A 17,774-nucleotide genomic window follows, 5' to 3' on the forward strand; every position below is an offset into this window, starting at 1 on the left:
GTCAGAGACGGTCGGGGAACTTCAGAGCGTTCGCCCACAGATCGGTCACAGTGGCGACAATCTGATCGAACTCCGGTGAACGCCCGTCCACCTCACCCTCACGAAGGGTGAACAGACTGTAGGCGAGTCGACTCACCATGCCGGACAGAGCAATCGACGCCGTCATCGGATCCAGCGCCGTGTCCGCGATGCCGCGGGACTGCAGATCTGCGATCCCGCGGGCATTACGGCGTATGAACGCATTGGCACGCTCGCTGCGGAACTTCCGGAACTCCGGGTCGATGTGAGCAACCTGCTCCATGAGCCCCATCAACTTCGCATTGCGTTGATACGCGGCCAGATACGCTCGATTACTTGCCTCGAGCACGGCGTACGGATCGTCCGCGCTCGCAACGCGTCCCATGCCCGGGTGCATCATGTCGTCTCGCGCGACCTCGAGGACGGCGGCGAACACCTCTTCCTTGTTCGCGAAGTACGTGTAGAACGATCCCGTCGCGCAACCGGCTTCTTTTGCGATGTCGATCAAACGTGCATCGAGATAGCCACTGCGCTCGAAAACCTTACGGGCAGCAGCAACCAATGCCGCACGCGTGCGTGTCCCCCGCTCGGTGGTCGGTCGATCCCGGAGCAGCGCGGGCGGAGCCACCGGTAAGGCGGCAATTCGCGATTCGTCGTCGAGCACGGTGCGCTCCTCATCCTTCCGATCAACATCATCTTCGGGACAATCCCAGCAGACTCGATGTTGACGCCGGATTCAAGTGTACGCTCTGGTGAGACCCAGGACACACAATCGGTCGATTCCTCCCGAAAGGCAGAACCATGGTTAGCGTTCTCGACCCGGTGACCCGTCACGCGGAAGCCACTCCGGAAAATATTGCAATTCGCGGCACGGATAATCATTGGACATACCGACAGCTCCACGACGCGTCTCTGGCGTTTGCCGGCCGCATTCGCGACGAAGGGTTGAGCATCGGCGACCGGGTTCTGCTCGCGGCGCCGTCGGTGCCTGAATTCATCGTGGCGTACATGGGGATTCAGGCTGCAGGTTGTGTCGTGGTGCCCATCAACACGATGTCGGCGCAACCCGAAGTCGAGTACGTACTGGACGACGCCGAGATTTCGCTGGCGATCGCCTGGCACCAGCTCGGTCCCGCAGTTCAGGATGCAGGGAGTGCGCGCGGCGTCCCGGTGTGGACGCTCACCGAAGAATCGGCGAAGGCCGACCATCCACCGGCAACGGTGGTCGACCGCGACACAGCGGACACCACGGCGATTCTCTACACCTCCGGTACCACCGGACGTCCGAAGGGCGCTCAGCTGACAGTCGGGAATCTGTTGTCTGCCGGTGAGATCGGCGCCGAGAGCAGCCGGGGAAATCCCTCGGACCGCACCGGTACCGGACTGCCGCTCTTTCACATCTTCGGCCAGGGTTCGGTCATGATGGCAACCTTCACCGGCGGCGGATCACTATCCCTGCTCGCCCGGTTCGACCCGGCCGCCATGCTCGATCTGGTGCGTCGGGACAAGCTCACCATCATGGCGGGCGTCCCCACCATGTGGAATGCCATGCTGCACGCCGCAGCCGACGTGGACAGCTCCGACTTCGAACAACTGCGGATCGCAATCTCCGGTGGCGCATCACTTCCCGGTGAAGTCGCTCGCGCCTTCGAAGCACGGTTCAACTGCACAATCCTCGAGGGCTACGGCCTGACCGAGACGAGCGCATTCGGAACTTTCAACAGCATCGACCGCGTCGCAAAGATCGGATACACCGGCCGCGCCGTACCGCGCACCGAGGTCGAGGTCCGTGATCACGACGGAAATGTCTGCCAGGCAGGCACAGTGGGCGAGGTATTCATCAAAGGACCGACGGTCATGAAGGGCTACTGGAGGCGCCCGGCCGACACGGCCGCCGTCCTGTCCGACGACGGATGGTTCCGCACCGGAGACCTCGGCGAGACCGACGCCGACGGTGACCTTCGCATCGTCGACCGCGTCAAGGACCTCATCATCCGCGGTGGATACAACGTCTATCCAGGCGAGGTCGAAGAGGTGCTCTACCAGCACCCCGACATCATCGAGGCCGCGGTGATCGGTATACCCGACGACTACTACGGCGAGGAGGTTGCGGCGGTGGTGGCCGTGCGCCCAGGCTCCGACCTCGAAGCAGATGACGTCACCTCTTGGGCTCGGGAACGTCTGTCCGCCTACAAGATTCCGCGGGTGGTCCAGTTCATCGACGCGCTCCCGAAGGGTTCGACGGGAAAGATCCTCAAGCGATCGATCGACCGCACCGAACTCCTCGCCCAGAAGCAGAACTGAAAACACAGGTGAACCCCGGCGAGATTTCGCCGGGGTTCACCTGTCCATGCGCTCAGAGTGCCCTGTCCATACGCTCAGAGTGCGTCGAAGTACTCGATCTGCGGGGCGCCTGCGAGGAAGGGCGCCATCGCCTTTCCCGCGGCCTGGAAATGCTCGGACGATCCATGGGCCTTGATCGCAGCACCGTCTTGATACAGCTCCATGAACTTGTAGGAATTCGTATCCGTCTTCGAGCGGATCAGTTGATACAGAACCGTTCCGGGCTCTTCCGTGCGCACCTTCTCGGCAAGTTCGGCGACTACGGCTTCGAACTGTTCGCCGCTTCCGTCTTTGACGGTGATATCCGCGATGACAGCAATCATTCATTCCTCCAAAAGTGTTCCAGCAGTATTCGAGTGTTACCGAGAACCTACAGTTTCACTGCATGGGCAGTAGTCCGAACGTCGATTCCAACTGACTGCGAGTGCTTTCCGCATCGGTGTGGAGAATGCCGGCGATCCCCAATCGTGCCGCGCCGTCGAGGTTCTGTTGCAGGTCGTCGATCATCACGGCGCCTTCGGGCGCAACACCCAGCCGCTCGCACGCGATGGTGTAGATCTGACGAGAGGGCTTACGAATCCCGACTTCCGAGGAGATCACCACTTCGTCGGCGAGGTCCTCGAGCACAAAACCCGCGTAGCAATCACGCCCGAAAGCATTGGACACGAGCGCAACAGGGTGACCCGCCGCTCGGACGTCCGCAATCAGTCGCACCATCTCTTCGTCTCGGACAAGCCCGGCCTGCATACGGTCGACCAATCCTTCGCTGTCCACGACGGCGCCGTGCGCTCGTAGCCGTTCCCCGAATCCTGCTTCGAAGGCCTCCTGGTCGATCTTTCCGGATTCGTGATCGGAGAGCAGTTTTTTCGAGACGTCGTCGCGGGAGAGCAGGGTCAACGGAAGTCGTGGGTCGCCGCCAAGCGAGGCCCCGAAATCTTCGAAGGCCCGCAGCACACTGGAGGTGAGAACTCCACCGAAATCGACGAGCACTGCCGTACGCGTGGGTGTCATTGCTCCATCAGACACCAAACATGAACCCGGCGTCAACATCAATTTTGGCGTAGCGAGAATTGCAAAGTGTTGATCCACAACCGGTTGACGGTATCGAGCAGACCGTCGAAGGTCACTCCGGCGGCGCCATCCTCGCCGCCGCGGGATACGAAGTACCCGAACGCAAGTCGACTGATCATCCCGGAGAGTGCCCGAGACGTCAGTAGCGGATCCAGATTCGCGTCCGCCAGTCCGGCTTTCTGCAGCTTCTCGATACTGCGCGCGTTGCGTCGAACAAACGCGTCAGCACGCTCGAGGCGGAGAACCCGGAACTCCGGATCGATGCTTGCTACCTGCTCGAGCAGTCCCATCAGCTTCGCGTTCCGTCGGTACGCCTCGAGGTACGCGCGGTTACTCGCCGCGATGACCTCAGCAGGATCCGCGCCTTTCGGAGTGTGCGGCATACCCGGATGCATCATGTCTTCGCGTGCCAACTCCATCACTGCCGCGAAGATCTCTTCCTTGCTCGCGAAGTAGGTGTAGAAAGTACCGGCCGAGCACTGCGCCTCCACAGTGATGTCGATCAGCCGCGAGTCCAGATAGCCGGACCGTTCGAAAACGGTGCGGGCCGCATCGATCAACGCTCGACGCGTACGCAAGCCACGCTGAGTGGAGGGGAGTTCCCGTGACACTGTCGACGAAGCATCTTCGGAGCCTGTGCGTGCTGCAGCCATGCTCCAGTTATACGTCAGACGCCCGCTACCGGTGACCGATAGCGGGCGTCTGCTCGAAACCGAAAGAGTTACTTGGCGTACAGGTGCGCGCCCGGTATTGCGTTCGGATCGTCCCGAACTTCCTTCGGGTTGGTCTCTTTCAGCACCCAGGCACTGAAGAAGGTCACCAGACCCATGAGGGCCACGAACACGGCAACCCATGTAGTGGTCCCGGTCTTCGCGATGAGTGCCGTCATGATGAACGGAGTACCACCGCTGACCGTGATCGCCGCCAGCTGGTACGCCAACGATGCTGCCGAGTAACGCACGTTGGGCGCGAACAGCTCACCCATGTACGCAGCGATCGGCCCGTAGGTCATCGACTGGAACACGCTGCCGACTGTCACCGCGATGAAGAACAGCGGCAGAGACTTGGTGTTGATCAACCAGAAGTACGGGAATGCCCAGACCACGATCGCCGCGGCGCCGATCAGGATCATCGGACGACGACCGATCTTGTCGGACATCTTCCCGGACCACAGCACCACGCCGACTGTCAGCAACGCGCTCAGGAGCGAGATGATGAGCAGTGAGTTCCGCTTCAACCCCAGTTCGGTTGTGCCGTAGCTGAGCACGCCGGCGATGCTGATGTAGAACAGTGCATTGGTGGCGGCCAGAAGTCCGCAACCGAGCAGAATCTTGCGCCAGTGATCCTTGAGCGCCTGCGCCAGTGGAGCCTGAACGACGACGTCCTTTTGGTTCTTCTTGGCGTCTTCCTGCAACTCGAGGAATTCCGGCGTGTCCTCGACCTTCGTCTGGATGTACAGAACCACAGGGAAGAGCAGCGCGCTGGCGAAGAACGGAACTCGCCAACCCCAGCTCAGGAATGCATCATTGGAAATGGTCGCGGTCGCGACGAGGAAGACCAGGTTGCCAAGCACTACACCGAACGAAACACCCATCTGACCGAAAGTGCCTGAGAATCCGCGCTTCTTGGGACTCGCTGATTCGGTGAGGAGAAGGACGATTCCGCCCCACTGGCCACCGCAGGCGAGACCTTGGATGAATCGCAGTGTCACGAGGAGAATCGGAGCGACGACGCCGATTGCCGAAGCACTCGGAATCGCGCCGATCAGGAACGTCGCGATAGCCATCAGCAACAGGCAGGTGACGACGGCGGGCTTACGTCCGTACTTGTCGCCGAAGTGTCCGGCGACCAAACCGCCGATGGGGCGGGCAACGAAGCCGGCCCAGAACGTACTGAACGAGAGCAGTGTGCCCATCAGTGCGGATGAATCGGGGAAGAACACATGCGGAAAGACCAGTGCCGCAGCCGTTCCGTACAGGAAGAAGTCGTACCACTCGATGGAACTGCCAAGCAGTCCCGCGCCTAGAAGTTTGCGGTGCGCCTTCTTCTTCTTCCGTTCCTGATCGGACAGGCCCCCTGCCTGCGTGCTCGAATCCACTGCCGATCTCGTCATGGGTTACTCCTCGATGGGTCGGACGCTCGTCGCGCCGGGAGTTGAGAAGCGGAACCGGGCCAGAAGTAGAAACTGACACCAACTTCAACTCTGTGGCGTTGCGATCAGTCTGCGATACAAAAAGAGTGATGTCAATCACTGAAATGCATTGCCGCATAGGGGACTAAATCCCCACCGATGCTCGTCAGCCACCACGACGAATGGCCGGCTCACCTTGTCGGCGGCCGGCAATTCGTTTGTCAGGCAGATCTAGTTCGGTACCCGCAGTTCACGACGAAGAATCTTGCCGCTCACTGTTTTCGGCAGGTCATTCATGACCTCGACGATGCGTGGATACTTGTATGCTGCAAGCCTTTCCTTGCAGAACTCGACCAGATCCTCGGTGGTCGCCTCGGCACCGTCCTTGAAGGACACGAAGGCCTTCACGGTTTCGCCGCGATACGGATCCATGACACCGACGACAGCAGCCTCTCGTACGGCGGGGTGTTCGTAGAGAACATCTTCCACTTCGCGTGGCCACACTTTGAAGCCCGAGGCATTTATCTGATCCTTCATCCGGTCGACGATGTAAAACCAACCGTCGCCGTCCATGAATCCGATGTCGCCGGTGTGAAAACGCCCGTCCGGCATGGCATGTGCGGTCTCGTCCGGCTTGTTCCAGTATCCGAGTGCAACCTGGGGACCGGAGACCACGATCTCGCCGTACTCCCCGACCTGTACCGGCTTGTCGTTCTCGTCCACCACCTCGGCGTACGTATTCGATACCGGTACGCCGACAGCAACGGCCCCCGACGCCGGATCTACCGGCGCTTCACGCGAATTCGGCACCACGATTGCCGGGCTGTTCGTCTCGGTCAGCCCGTAGCCGTTGTGAATGTAGTGACCGAACTTCGCCCGGAACGCTTCCAACGCCGCGTGCGGGATCGGCGCGCCACCTGAATACACCGACTCGAGAGAGCTCAAAGATTCCTTCGAGACTGCGGCGCTGTCCGTCCACGCGATGAATACCGTGATCGCTCCGATGATCGCGGTAGCCCGATGCTCCGAAATCGACTCCGCTGCAACGATGGGATGGAATCGGCAAGTCAGAATCGTGGGCGCGCCGGCCAGGAGTGGAGCCGCGACGTGCCCGATCAACCCGGTGATATGGAACAGTGGCGCCACCGCGAACATCGCGCCGCCGGGGCGCAACCCCAGCCAGTCCCGATAGATCTGCGCTGCGAACACGACATTTGAGTGCGTGTTCATCGACCCCTTCGGCGGGCCGGTCGTCCCCGACGTATAAGGAAGGTAGGCAAGGTCTTCCGGAGACAGATCGACCTTCTCGGGCTTCTGCCCTCGATGAGCCTCGATCAATTCCAGTAGATCCGGAAATCCATCATGACGAATCCTGGACGCCGAACCGAAGATCCGTTCATCGTCGCGCGACTGAAAATCCCGTTCCGACGTAGTGATGACCCGTCGCACTTCGGTGCCCTCGGACGCAGTCGCCACGGTCTCGGCCGAGGACTCGAGACAGATGACTGCTACCGCTCCGCTGTCGGCCAGTACGGTGGACAGCTCACGGTCGCGGTACATCGGATTGACCGGAACGACGACGGCACCGAGCTTCCAGATCGCGACTGTCGCGATCACGAACTGCGGAACATTCTGCAGGACAAAGGAAACTCTGTCTGCGAACCCGATTCCATCCTTGGCGAGGGCTACGGCAAGCGCATCCGACATCTCGTCGAGCTCGGCAAAGCTGACGGTCCTGTCGAAGTACCTGATGATCGGGGCGGTGCGATCACGCTCCAGCGAAGCACGGAACATCGCGAGGGCGTCGACGTGCTCGATGTCTACGTTCGGCGGAGTGTCGGCGTCGTAATTGGCGAGCCAGGGCTTGCTCTCGTACACGTTGGTCATATCTCAGCTCTCGAAGTACCGACGTGGGTTGTCCACCAGCATCGCCTTGACCTGGTCTTCGGTGACACCACGTTCGAGCAGCGCCGGAATGACATCATCACTGATGTGGGTGTAGTTCCAGTTCGGAAGTGCCACTTCTCTTGCCGCGCTGGGGAAGTAGTCGATGAAACAGGACGCGTCATGTGCCAGAACCATCTTCTCCGCGTAACCGCGACGGGCCATCTCCACCACGGTGTTGACACGATCCTCGAACGACAGGAACGGTTCGAGACCGAAACGGTCCATCCCCAGTAGCGAACCGGCATCGGCCAGCGCACACAAGTAGTCGAGATCCGTGGTGTCGCCGGAGTGACCGATGACCACCTTGGTCAGATCCGCACCCTCTTCGGCCAGAACCTTCTGCGCGACCAGCCCGGATTCAGTGTGCGGATTGGTGTGCACGGTGATCGGCACTCCCGTTTCCACCTGCGACTGTCCGACCGCGCGCATGACCCGCTCGACGCCGGGGGTAAGGCCCGGCTCCTCGATGGCGCACTTCAGGAAGGAGGCTCGGACACCGGTTCCGGCGATTCCTTCCCTGATGTCCTTGACGAACAGTTCGACCATCGGCTCGGGGCCGTCGAACAGCAATCCCGGTCCGGTGTAATGGAATTGGAAGGGAATGTCGTTGTAGGTATAGATGCCGGTAGCAACGATGATGTTGAGATCGACCTGCTCGTTGATCCGGACGATTCGCGGAATGTACCGGCCGAGGCCGATCACCGTGGGATCGACGATCGTGCTGATTCCGCGGGACTTCACCTCGGTCAGCTTTGCCACCGCGTCCGCTACCCGTACTTCCTCGTCCCAGGGTTCGGGGTAGTCGGGGTAGTTCTGGCGCAACTCCTCACCCAGAACGAAGACATGCTCGTGCATCAACACCTTTCCCAGATCGGCTGTGTCCACCGGCCGACGAACGGTTTGTACTGAACTCATCGATCGAACCCCTGACTGTGATCGCCATCACTAACATGAGACAATGAGCTAGTGTGTCTCACGTGGCCAGGTTCGTCAATAGGCTCGATCCCCCGAGGCTCACCATTTTTCAACGGCCGAAATTGTGCAGTACCGGACAACCGGAGAGAATGTCCCGATGCCTACCGACCTCGAACGCCGACGCGCGATCGACACCGCCGCGAGCATGTACCTCGCGGAGGAACCACTCGACATGTCACTGCTCGCCGAACGTCTCGGCGTAGGCCGCGCGACGCTGTACCGCTGGGTCGGCAACCGCGACGAACTGCTCGGAACAGTGCTGGCCGAGGCCACCGAACGGACATACCGAAAGGCGATGTCACAGGCGTCGGGGCAAGGTCCGGAGTACATTCTCGACGTCTTCGGCCGCGTTATGCGATCGGTGGAATCGTCGACAGAACTGCGCGCGCTGACCAAACGCGAACCGATGGTGTTCATCAAACTCGCGATGATGCCCGGCTCCATCGAATCGATCTCCGCCTCCATCACCGCCGAAATCTTGCAGTCCCAGGTCGACGCCGGCCAACTGACGATCACGCTCTCGCCGCAAGTACTGGGCGAAGCCCTCGTCCGCATCTGCGACGTACACCTCTACGCCCCCCTGCTCGGCCGAGAAAAGGCCGAGATCGAGACTGCCCTCGACCTGATCGCACTGCTCCTCGGCGTCACCCGCAACTGACACGCTTCGACCGCGTGAACACTACGGCGACACACCGGCCACCCGAGTCCTCAGACGTCTGATGAGTTGTTACTCTTTCGGTACCCACCCGAGAGGCAAGCCGTGTCCGACGACCACACAGGATTCACACTTCGCAGTGGTCCGCTGGTACCGCAACTCGAACAGTTGCTGCGCGGGCGAATCATGCACGGAACGTGGGCGCCGTCCGAGCGCATACCGAGCGAGGCGGCCCTCGCCGTCGAACTCGGCGTCGGGCGTTCCTCGATTCGCGAGGCAATCCGCCTCCTCGCTCGCGACGGACTACTCGAAGTCCGACACGGCGTCGGAACCTTCGTGGCTGCCGCGTCCGAACTCGAGCACGTCGACGAATTCACCAAACTTCTTCGACGCTCGAGGATCCTCGAGGTCTTCGAAGTCCGTCGCGCACTCGAGATCGAGGCCGCCAGACTGGCCGCGGAGCGGGTACAACCCGAGGACCTCGACGGCCTGCGGCGGCGACTGACCATGCGACACAGTCATTTCGAGGGTGATGTCGAGAAGTTCGTCGACGTCGACCTCGACTTCCACACCGAAGTCGTTCGGCTGTCCGGAAACGCAGTTCTGCTCTCGCTTTTCACGTCGGTGCGTCCACTCCTTCGTGAATCCCTCGTCGAGATGATGGCCCACGAGGCCGGCGTCCCCGACACCTCACATGCCCATGATCAGTTGGTCGAGGCCCTTCAAGACGCCGACCCAGAAGCCGCGGTAGCGGCAACTCGAGCAAACATCGACACCGTCCTACGACGACTGCGTGTGCTCGACGCCTAAGAGAGGTTAGTTCTCGTGCAACACCCCACCGGCACAGTTCTGTCGACCGAACACGTGGATCTCGTCCGCGACGGCCGATACTTGTTGAAAGACATCAACATTTCGATCGAACCCGGACAACACTGGGTCCTCCTCGGCGCGAACGGCGCGGGCAAGAGCACGCTTCTGAGCCTGCTCGGAGCAACCGCCCACCCGACTCGCGGTTCCGTTTACGTCCTCGGCCACAAGTTGGGCCGCGTCGACATGAGGGAACTGCGGATGGACATCGGGCACGTGAACCCTCGTCACACGATCGGAATTCCGATCACCGTCCGCAACGTCGTGATCACCGGCCTCACCAACACCACCGAGGTGATGCCGCGCTGGTCACCGACGCCGGAGCAAGAGGCTCATGCCGACGCACTGATCGATCTACTCGGAATGAGTCCGCGTTCAGACGCGCTGTGGCCCAACTTGTCCCAAGGCGAACGGGGACGAACCCTGATCGCCCGCGCACTCATGGTCGAACCGCGCCTGCTTCTGCTCGACGAACCGGCGACCGGGCTCGATCTTGCTGCACGCGAACAACTCTTGACGGCACTGGACGACCTCCGCAATCAGAACCCGTCACTTGCCAGCATCCTCGTGACGCACCACATCGAGGAGATCCCCAGCACCACCACACATGCTCTTCTGATCAAGGACGGCGTCGTGACCGCCAGCGGCCTCGCCGAGGATGTGATCACCACCCAGAACATCAGCGAGTGCTTCTCGCATCCCATCGAGATCGAGCGTCGTGGTGGTCGGTGGAATGCTCAGTCGCGGCCACGCGAAAGAGTGTGACCGACAGTAGTTTCAGAGACGTCTGGCGCCGGGTCCCTCCCGGCCCAGTTCGTCTCCAGGGTTGAGCAGGTTGCATGTTTTCAGTGACAGACACCCGCAGCCGATACAGCCCGTCAGTTCGTCCTGCATCCGGTTGATGGCCTGCTTGCGATCCTCGAGGCGCTGATTCCACTCCGTGGAAATCTTGCGCCAGTCCTTCTTCGTCGGAGTTCGCCCCTGCGGCAACGATCCGAATACTTCGGCAACTTCGGCCAGGGGTATCCCGAATCTGACTGCCAACTGGATCAGCGACACCCGCCGGATCGAATGCCGCGGGAACTTCCTCATATTTCCTGCCGTCCGCTCCGCAGGAACCAGACCGAGTGTTTCGTAGTAGCGCACAGCCGACACGGCGACGCCAGTGCGCTCCGATACCTCGCCGATCGAGAGAAGTTCGTCACTCTTACGGATCATTCTGCCTCCCAATGGCTGCGCGACATTGACCTGAAGCGCACTCGAGATTCTACCTTCGACAACATGCACTCCCCCACCGATGCTCCCACCGGAACCTGGCGGCAGCTCCTGAGCGGTCGATACCTCGGCACCGCTACCGTCCTCGCAGGCGGCGTTGCGCTGTACGCGACCAACGTCTACCTGACGACCAGCCTGCTTCCGACTGCCATCGACGACATCGGCGGTCAGCAGTACTACGCCTGGACCGCGACGGTCTTCCTCATTGCTTCCGTCATCTCTTCGATGTTGGTCACCAACGTCCTCGCCGCCAGGGGACCGCGCGGGGCCTACCTGATCGGCCTCGCGATCTTCGCGCTCGGCACCGTTGTCTGTGCGGTCAGCCCGACGATGGAATTGCTGTTGGTCGGCCGCACGATCCAGGGTTCGGGCGGTGGCCTGCTGGCCGGTCTCGGTTACGCCGTCATCAATGCCGCGCTCCCCAGACATCTGTGGACTCGCGGGGCCGCGCTGGTTTCGGCGATGTGGGGAGTCGGCACCTTCGCCGGCCCTGCAATCGGCGGTGTCTTTGCTCAGTTCGGAGCCTGGCGATGGGCTTTCGGCGTCCTGGTCATCGCGACGATCGCAGTCGCCGCTCTCGTCCCCAGCGCGCTACCGGCACATGAACCGGGCAGCACCACCAGTAGCCCGGTGCCGGTCCTCTCGCTGGCATTGCTGACTGCGGCAGCTTTGCTGGTCAGCGTTGCCGGAATTCTGTCCAACCTCGCCGTGACCGCCGCAATGGTTCTCGCCGCTGTGCTGCTACTGATCGCTTTTGTCGCCGCTGACCGTCGCTCGCGCCACGGCGTACTACCGCCGTCGACGTTCAACGCGTCATCTCTCAAATGGGTGTACCTGACCATCGTCGTCCTCGCCGTCGCGTCGACCGTCGAGACGTTCATTCCACTCTTCGGGCAACGACTTGCCGGCCTGGCGCCTCTCGCGGCCGGATTCCTCGGGGCCGCACTCGCTCTCGGCTGGACTCTCGGCGAAATCCCGAGCGCCTCGGCCACGACCCCTCGTATCGTGCGACGAATCGTTGTCAGCGGTCCGATCCTCGTCGCGATCGGGTTGGGCATCATGGCAGCATTTCTCACCGAACACGCCGGCGCCGGTGCGATGGTCGCGTGGGTGATCGGACTGCTGTTCGCCGGCGTCGGAATCGGCATCGCCTGGCCTCATCTTGCAGTCGGGGCGATGACCTCGGTCACCGATCCCGGAGAAGGTGCGCGTGCCTCGGCTGCCATCAACACCGTTCAGCTGATCGCCAATGCTTTCGGTGCAGCCCTGGCCGGAGTGCTGGTCAACATCGGCGAACCGTCGACGCTTCGTTCTGCGCAATTGCTTCTCTTCACCTTCGCCGCTGTCTCGATCATCGGCATTGCCGTGGCAGCTCGCGCACTTCCGCGAACGCCCGACAAAATCGGCAGCCCCGAAATCGTTCACGACGCTCGCTAAACTGTGAGAAACCCACACGGAGGAGTTGGCCAGTGACAGAACCGGATCCGGGCACAGTGGAAACCGACTTCCCGAAGACGGGAGCTCCCGCACAGCGCGCGCTGATCGCAGCGGGTTACACCCATCTCGCGCAGCTGACGTCCGTGTCCGAGAAGGAACTCGGCGCTTTGCACGGGATGGGACCGAAGGCCTTGAGGATTCTGCGCGAAGCACTCGCCGAACGTGGTCTGAGCTTCGCCGACTGAGCTCTCACATCAGACCAAGCTCGCCCGCACCTGGTTGCCACCTTCGCGCTTCGCTTCGTACATCACCGAGTCCGCGACGCGGAAGAGTTCGGCAAAAGCAGCGTCGACGGACTCACCCGGATTCCGGGGCGCGGTGCGGACCGCCATTCCGATGCTCGCGCTCGTCGGAGGGTCATCGTTCGCTCCGTCCATCGCGGAGCGGATCTGTCCTTCCAGCCTGGAGATCACGCTGACCGGTACCCGTTCGACCACGACGAACTCGTCACCGCCCATACGAGCAGTCAAGGCGGACTGGGTTGTCCACAAACGGATGCGCAGTGCAGTTCGCATGATCGTGCTGTCTCCTACGTCATGGCCGTGAACGTCGTTGATCGTCTTGAAGCGATCGAGGTCGATCACCACTACGAGCAGCGCATCCGCTTCGGTGACCGGAGCGCCCATCAAGTCATTCACCCGACGCGCCAATCCGCGACGGTTGAGCAGTCCGGTCAACGGGTCGATGTCGGAGGTAGTGGCATCCGAACCCAGGACCGCCAGAACAATCTGTGACACAACAGGAATCACGATGATCGTAGCCAGCACAACCGAGATCTTCGCCAGTCCCAAGCCGACGTCCGCTGCTGGCCCGAACAACAAAGTCCACCCCGAAAGCACCGTGACGGTCGAGGCGAAGACCAAGTGACCGACTTGGAGTTTCGGATTGTGGAAGAACGCGATGTAGCCGCCGATCGACGCGAAAACGACGCACGCGATGAGTCGTCCCAGCGGTTCCGAGTCGGTTGCGGCCGCCGCCGCAATCGCGACGTCGGAACCCACGACAAAGGTGTACGACCACAGCGGCGTCGGCGGAAACAGCCACCAGATCAGGGCCGCGCCGAGGCACAGCGCGATGACCGCCAGATTGACCGCTCGCCAGAACGTACCTTGCGGACCGACGTCACTGAATCGCGCCGACAGCAACACCAGCCCCATCCAGAATGCTGTTCCGCCGACCAGCGCCCGGCAGGAAGTCAAGAACCCGCGGTCCTGGAGGTACCTGCTGAAACTGTGGAACTGGTCCGGCAACTGCCACCAGCGCATGACGACGTCGACCAAACCGTTCATCGCCGATCAGCCGATGCAGCTCCGCAACTTTTGGGCGTACTTCGACGAAACGGACTCGCTGATTTCCCCCCGGAGCACACTGGCATATCCGGCAGCATAGTCAGCGGCGACAGACAAAAACCGTTCTGCCGGATTTGAATCGGTCGATCAACTCAAAGCGTCGTAGGCCGCCGATACGTACTGCGCCGATCTCTCGGAACCGAGCAGACCCGGCCCCATCTTGTTCATCACGTACGAGAACGTCATGCGCTTCTCGGTGTCGATGATGATCTGCGAGCCACCCCAACCTCCCCAGAAGCAGATTCGCCCCTCCGGAATGAACGGGACGGACTCGGGCGTCGGCAATCCGAATCCGACGCCGAAGCGGACCGGCACGCCGAGGACGAGGTCGACCCCGTACGACTGCTCCTCGAAGATCTTGTCGATCGTTTCCTCCGACAGCAAGCGAACGTCACCGACCTTGCCACCGCACGCGATCACCGATTGGATCCTTGCGAGTGCCCTCGCATTCGAATGACCGTTGGCCGCACCGATCTCGGCGGCGCGCCACCCGTCGGTCCACGAACCTGTAGCGTCAGCGGGCGGCGCGGTGAATGTCTTCACCATGATGTTGTCCATCCCGAGTGCCGCGATGTCGATCGGCAACGGCGGTGGCGCAATCACATTCGAGACTCGCCCGTATTCCGACTTCGGCAAGCCCAGGCGGAAATCAGCATCGAGTGGGCCGGCGATTTCCTCGTCGATGAAGCGGCCGAGGGTTCGTCCGTCGATGCGCCTGACGACCTCGCCGATCAGGTGGCCGTAGTTGAGGGCGTGGTATCCGGATGCCGTACCCGGTTCCCACCACGGAGCCTGCGTCGCCAACCGGGCGGTGGCATATTCGTCGTCGCAAATGTTCTCGAGGGTGAACGGTTGATCCCACCCCGACACACCCGAGGTGTGCGACAACAGTTGCCGGACCCGAATTCGGTCCTTGCCCGCTGCTGCGAATTCCGGCCAGTACTGCGCGACCGGGGCGTCGAGATCAAGCAACCCGCGGTCGACGAGCATGAGCGCGGCCAGTGCGGTCACGGTCTTGCTGCAGGACCAGACATTGGTAACGGTGTCGCGAGACCAAGGAGCAGTGTGCTCGACGTCGACCCAACCGCCCCACATGTCGACGACGGATTCGCCGTCGATCGTCAGTGCGATCGCTGCCCCGACGTCCTCGCCGGAATCGAGATTGCGTGCCAGCGCCTCCTTCAAGCCAGAGAATCGCTGGTCACATACGCCTTCGATGTTCGCCACTGACAGCCTCCACAGGAATGATGAAACTTGACGTCAACTTCAACTATGTCGAGTATGTGTCCGATTCACCTGTGGTGTCAATCACTTCAAGTGCCAGAGTCGGCTCAGACCAACGGGATTCCCTTGGCGATGCGCCGACGCAGATCCCAGAGATAGAAGTTGTAGGGAAACATCCGCAGAATCTTCGGACTGAACCGATTGACCAGCGCGGCGACGCGCATGGATCGGTCGAAGTTACGCTGCTGACGCACTGACCACGGGAGCCGCATTTCGTCACGAAAGGCTTGGGGCAGGAACCCGGTGGTGACGAATCGGTTGAGCGGACCGACCACGGGATGCAACAACTTCGGAGTGAAGGTCGCCGACGCGATCCCGTAGAGATGCTCACGAATCGTCTCGTCGATCGCCACCTTGTCGAGGTTCTCGTTCCAGTAGACCTCGAACGCATCCCGGTCCGCCGGCCACATGTCGCGTCGCATCTGAAGGGTTGTACCGAACGTGGCGCTGCGCTGATAGAACGCATCCCGGGTGACCGGATCGAGATCCCCGTACAAGATTTTGTAGACGTCCTCGAAGCCTCGGTACAGGCAGGCGGCTACCCACAACTGCAGTTCGGGATCGAACGCGTTGTATTCGACCGCGCTGTTCTCATCGGAGCGAACGTGCTTGTGAGAGCCGTTGACTGCGCGTCGGTACAGCTTCTTTTCTTCGTCCGTCGCCAGGCTTGCGACGGCGAGATACGTCAGCGTCGTCCGGGTTCGCTTCACCGGATGCCGATCCAACCGACCCGTCTCGACCTTGCTCTCATACACGCCGTACCCCACCGCCGGGCGCGCCAACTGCATGATGACGTTGGCGCCTGCGGCCAACAGTCCGAGCCCGGACATCGCCTTTTCAACCTCGGCGTCGATGTCGACCGCCTGGACGCCGACCGCTCCGATGCCGCCTGCCACCGCTTCCTCGCGCCCGTCCATCGAATCCCTACTCACCGTCATGGCAGAACCCCTTCGAGTCGATATCTGCGAACGCATGTTCTCAGATGAGTGAAACGCCGAAATGCCGAGATGTCAAGCAATCTCTGGATGCAAAGATGGTCTTCATGAATGACCAACCGCGTTCGTACGGTGGCGTCGACGGCGCGCTCCGCGTAGCCCAACGACGGGAGGCGCTGATCGAGGCCGGTCTGGAACTCATGGGCTCCGCCGAGCCCGAACTGACGGTCCGCGGAGTGTGCAAGAAGGCCGGTGTCGCGGCGCGGTACTTCTACGAGAGCTTCACCGATCGTGATGCTCTGATGTCGGCCGTCTACGACACCGTCATCACGGACATCGCCGTTTCAACCCAGGCTGCAGTGGACGCCGCCGAGACCGAACGCGGCAAGGCGCTCGCTGGAATCGCGAACATCGTCCGCACTATCGCGAACGATCCCCGTCGCGGACGTCTACTGTTCTCCAGCGCCCTGACGAACCCTGTCCTGGCCGAGAAACGCCAAGCGTCGACGACGATATTCATCGGTCTCCTGGCCGCCAACGCGAAGACCTTCTACCGATTGAACGACAGCGGTCATCTGACCCTGACGGCCACGTTCCTGGTCGGCGGCCTGGCGCAGACCCTCAGTGCATGGCTCGACGGGTACATCGACGTGACGGAAGAAGAACTGGTCGCCGAATGTGCGGCGATCCTGCTCGCACCCGCCCTGCCGCCGTCTTGAGCTCCTGCATTCAGTCCCAGATCCCGATGTTGTCGAGGTGAGCGAGAAGTCGAGCAGCGCCGTCGGAGAACTGCAGACTCATCTGCGCGTCCACCTGTTCTCGATCGCGCTTCTCGAACGCCGCGATCAAAGCATCGTGGCTCGATACCGCAAGCTCACCCCAGCCTGGATCCGTCGCGTAGAGACGAGCAGGGGTGTACCGAATCGCGCCGAACAGGAACCATGCCAACTTCGCACCACCCGCAGCGCGATTGATCAGGCGATGGAACTCGAATTCGCACTGCTCGATCGCAGCTGCATCCGAAGCGTCGACCGCCGCTCGCAAATCGGCATTGAGTTCCGTGAGTTCCGCGAGTTGATCAGCGGTGATGCTGTCCATCGCCCGCAACGCCAGCTTGACCGCGATCTGCCCCTGCAACCAGAAGATGTCTTCGATGTCCTGGCGACTGAGGGGCGAGACGAGATAGCCGCGATGCGGAACCAACTCGACCATCCCCTCGCCGCGTAATGCGACGAGGGCTTCTCGCACCGGCGTGACGCTGACCCCGAGGTCGGCCGCGGTTTCGTCCAGCCTGACGAACTCGCCCGGACGGACCGAGCCGGACATGATCAGGTTGCGAACGTGGTTGGCCACGTCCTCCGACAACTGTGGCCGTCTCCTCAGCTCAGATGTCGCTCTCCGAGTGCGTGCAGACGTTGCCACAACCG

At 61.6% G+C, this 17,774-nt stretch carries 19 protein-coding genes; 7 read left to right on the forward strand and 12 right to left on the reverse strand.

The features are described from left to right. Nucleotide 1: 1 nt before the first annotated feature. Nucleotides 2-682 (reverse strand): TetR/AcrR family transcriptional regulator, encoded by a 681-nt coding sequence (locus P0M12_RS09430; RefSeq protein ID WP_054187502.1) that lies wholly within the window; start codon nt 680-682, stop codon nt 2-4. Nucleotides 683-819: 137 nt separating this feature from the next. On the opposite strand from P0M12_RS09430, the gene P0M12_RS09435 reads away from it, so the two are divergent. Next, nucleotides 820-2,322: an AMP-binding protein gene (locus tag P0M12_RS09435; protein ID WP_042446300.1), complete on the forward strand. Its 1,503-nt coding sequence runs from the start codon at nt 820-822 to the stop codon at nt 2,320-2,322. Nucleotides 2,323-2,396: 74 nt separating this feature from the next. On the opposite strand, the gene P0M12_RS09440 is transcribed toward P0M12_RS09435, so the two are convergent. From P0M12_RS09440 to P0M12_RS09465, 6 genes are all read right to left on the reverse strand, one after another. Next, complete coding sequence (locus tag P0M12_RS09440; protein WP_042446304.1) at nt 2,397-2,684, reverse strand: putative quinol monooxygenase; 288 nt, start codon at nt 2,682-2,684, stop codon at nt 2,397-2,399. 55 nt (nt 2,685-2,739) lie between these two features. Beyond that, nucleotides 2,740-3,372, reverse strand: coding sequence for an HAD family phosphatase (locus P0M12_RS09445; protein ID WP_042446307.1), 633 nt, complete (start codon nt 3,370-3,372; stop codon nt 2,740-2,742). 38 nt (nt 3,373-3,410) lie between these two features. Beyond that, a complete protein-coding gene (locus P0M12_RS09450) occupies nt 3,411-4,085 on the reverse strand; it encodes a TetR/AcrR family transcriptional regulator (protein ID WP_003943027.1) in 675 nt (224 codons plus the stop codon). A gap of 68 nt (nt 4,086-4,153) precedes the next feature. Beyond that, nucleotides 4,154-5,545, reverse strand: coding sequence for an MFS transporter (locus P0M12_RS09455; RefSeq protein WP_042446310.1), 1,392 nt, complete (start codon nt 5,543-5,545; stop codon nt 4,154-4,156). Between the two features lie 249 nt (nt 5,546-5,794). Next, nucleotides 5,795-7,450 carry an AMP-binding protein gene (locus P0M12_RS09460; protein ID WP_042446313.1) on the reverse strand — a complete coding sequence of 552 codons (1,656 nt, stop codon included), beginning with the start codon at nt 7,448-7,450 and terminating at the stop codon, nt 5,795-5,797. Nucleotides 7,451-7,453: 3 nt separating this feature from the next. Next, complete coding sequence (locus P0M12_RS09465) at nt 7,454-8,425, reverse strand: phosphotriesterase-related protein (RefSeq protein WP_277377622.1); 972 nt, start codon at nt 8,423-8,425, stop codon at nt 7,454-7,456. 157 nt (nt 8,426-8,582) lie between these two features. Here P0M12_RS09465 and P0M12_RS09470 point away from each other — a divergent pair, with 157 nt between their 5' ends. The 3 genes from P0M12_RS09470 to P0M12_RS09480 all read left to right on the forward strand — a co-directional run bounded on the left by P0M12_RS09470 (nt 8,583) and on the right by P0M12_RS09480 (nt 10,772). Continuing rightward, on the forward strand, nt 8,583-9,143 hold the full coding sequence (locus P0M12_RS09470) for a QsdR family transcriptional regulator (RefSeq protein ID WP_003943195.1): 561 nt from the start codon (nt 8,583-8,585) through the stop codon (nt 9,141-9,143). A gap of 102 nt (nt 9,144-9,245) precedes the next feature. Further along, nucleotides 9,246-9,950 (forward strand): FadR/GntR family transcriptional regulator, encoded by a 705-nt coding sequence (locus tag P0M12_RS09475; RefSeq protein WP_003943086.1) that lies wholly within the window; start codon nt 9,246-9,248, stop codon nt 9,948-9,950. A gap of 15 nt (nt 9,951-9,965) precedes the next feature. Next, complete coding sequence (locus P0M12_RS09480) at nt 9,966-10,772, forward strand: ATP-binding cassette domain-containing protein (RefSeq protein WP_047269415.1); 807 nt, start codon at nt 9,966-9,968, stop codon at nt 10,770-10,772. A gap of 12 nt (nt 10,773-10,784) precedes the next feature. Here the strand turns inward: P0M12_RS09480 and soxR are convergent, their stop codons facing one another. Further along, a complete protein-coding gene (soxR, locus tag P0M12_RS09485) occupies nt 10,785-11,225 on the reverse strand; it encodes a redox-sensitive transcriptional activator SoxR (protein WP_003943238.1) in 441 nt (146 codons plus the stop codon). A gap of 63 nt (nt 11,226-11,288) precedes the next feature. On the opposite strand from soxR, the gene P0M12_RS09490 reads away from it, so the two are divergent. Continuing rightward, nucleotides 11,289-12,719: an MFS transporter gene (locus P0M12_RS09490; RefSeq protein WP_047269414.1), complete on the forward strand. Its 1,431-nt coding sequence runs from the start codon at nt 11,289-11,291 to the stop codon at nt 12,717-12,719. 32 nt (nt 12,720-12,751) lie between these two features. Next, complete coding sequence (locus P0M12_RS09495) at nt 12,752-12,964, forward strand: hypothetical protein (protein WP_007730800.1); 213 nt, start codon at nt 12,752-12,754, stop codon at nt 12,962-12,964. A 9-nt stretch (nt 12,965-12,973) separates the two neighbouring features. On the opposite strand, the gene P0M12_RS09500 is transcribed toward P0M12_RS09495, so the two are convergent. From P0M12_RS09500 to P0M12_RS09510, 3 genes are all read right to left on the reverse strand, one after another. Then, entirely contained in the window at nt 12,974-14,068 is a 1,095-nt protein-coding gene (locus P0M12_RS09500; protein WP_042446343.1) for a GGDEF domain-containing protein, read from the reverse strand. Between the two features lie 147 nt (nt 14,069-14,215). After that, on the reverse strand, nt 14,216-15,355 hold the full coding sequence (locus P0M12_RS09505) for an EstA family serine hydrolase (RefSeq protein ID WP_042446349.1): 1,140 nt from the start codon (nt 15,353-15,355) through the stop codon (nt 14,216-14,218). 104 nt (nt 15,356-15,459) lie between these two features. Beyond that, nucleotides 15,460-16,329 (reverse strand): oxygenase MpaB family protein, encoded by an 870-nt coding sequence (locus tag P0M12_RS09510; RefSeq protein ID WP_047269413.1) that lies wholly within the window; start codon nt 16,327-16,329, stop codon nt 15,460-15,462. A gap of 116 nt (nt 16,330-16,445) precedes the next feature. Here P0M12_RS09510 and P0M12_RS09515 point away from each other — a divergent pair, with 116 nt between their 5' ends. Next, the gene (locus tag P0M12_RS09515; protein ID WP_052959796.1) at nt 16,446-17,066 is read left to right on the forward strand and encodes a TetR family transcriptional regulator; all 621 of its coding nucleotides are present in this window, start codon (nt 16,446-16,448) and stop codon (nt 17,064-17,066) included. A gap of 10 nt (nt 17,067-17,076) precedes the next feature. Here P0M12_RS09515 and P0M12_RS09520 read toward each other — a convergent pair whose 3' ends face one another. Continuing rightward, nucleotides 17,077-17,769: a GntR family transcriptional regulator gene (locus tag P0M12_RS09520; protein ID WP_047269411.1), complete on the reverse strand. Its 693-nt coding sequence runs from the start codon at nt 17,767-17,769 to the stop codon at nt 17,077-17,079. Nucleotides 17,770-17,774: the final 5 nt, after the last annotated feature.

This window comes from Rhodococcus sp. RCBS9, from assembly GCF_029457415.1.
Taxonomy (GTDB): Bacteria; Actinomycetota; Actinomycetes; order Mycobacteriales; family Mycobacteriaceae; genus Rhodococcus_F; species Rhodococcus_F qingshengii.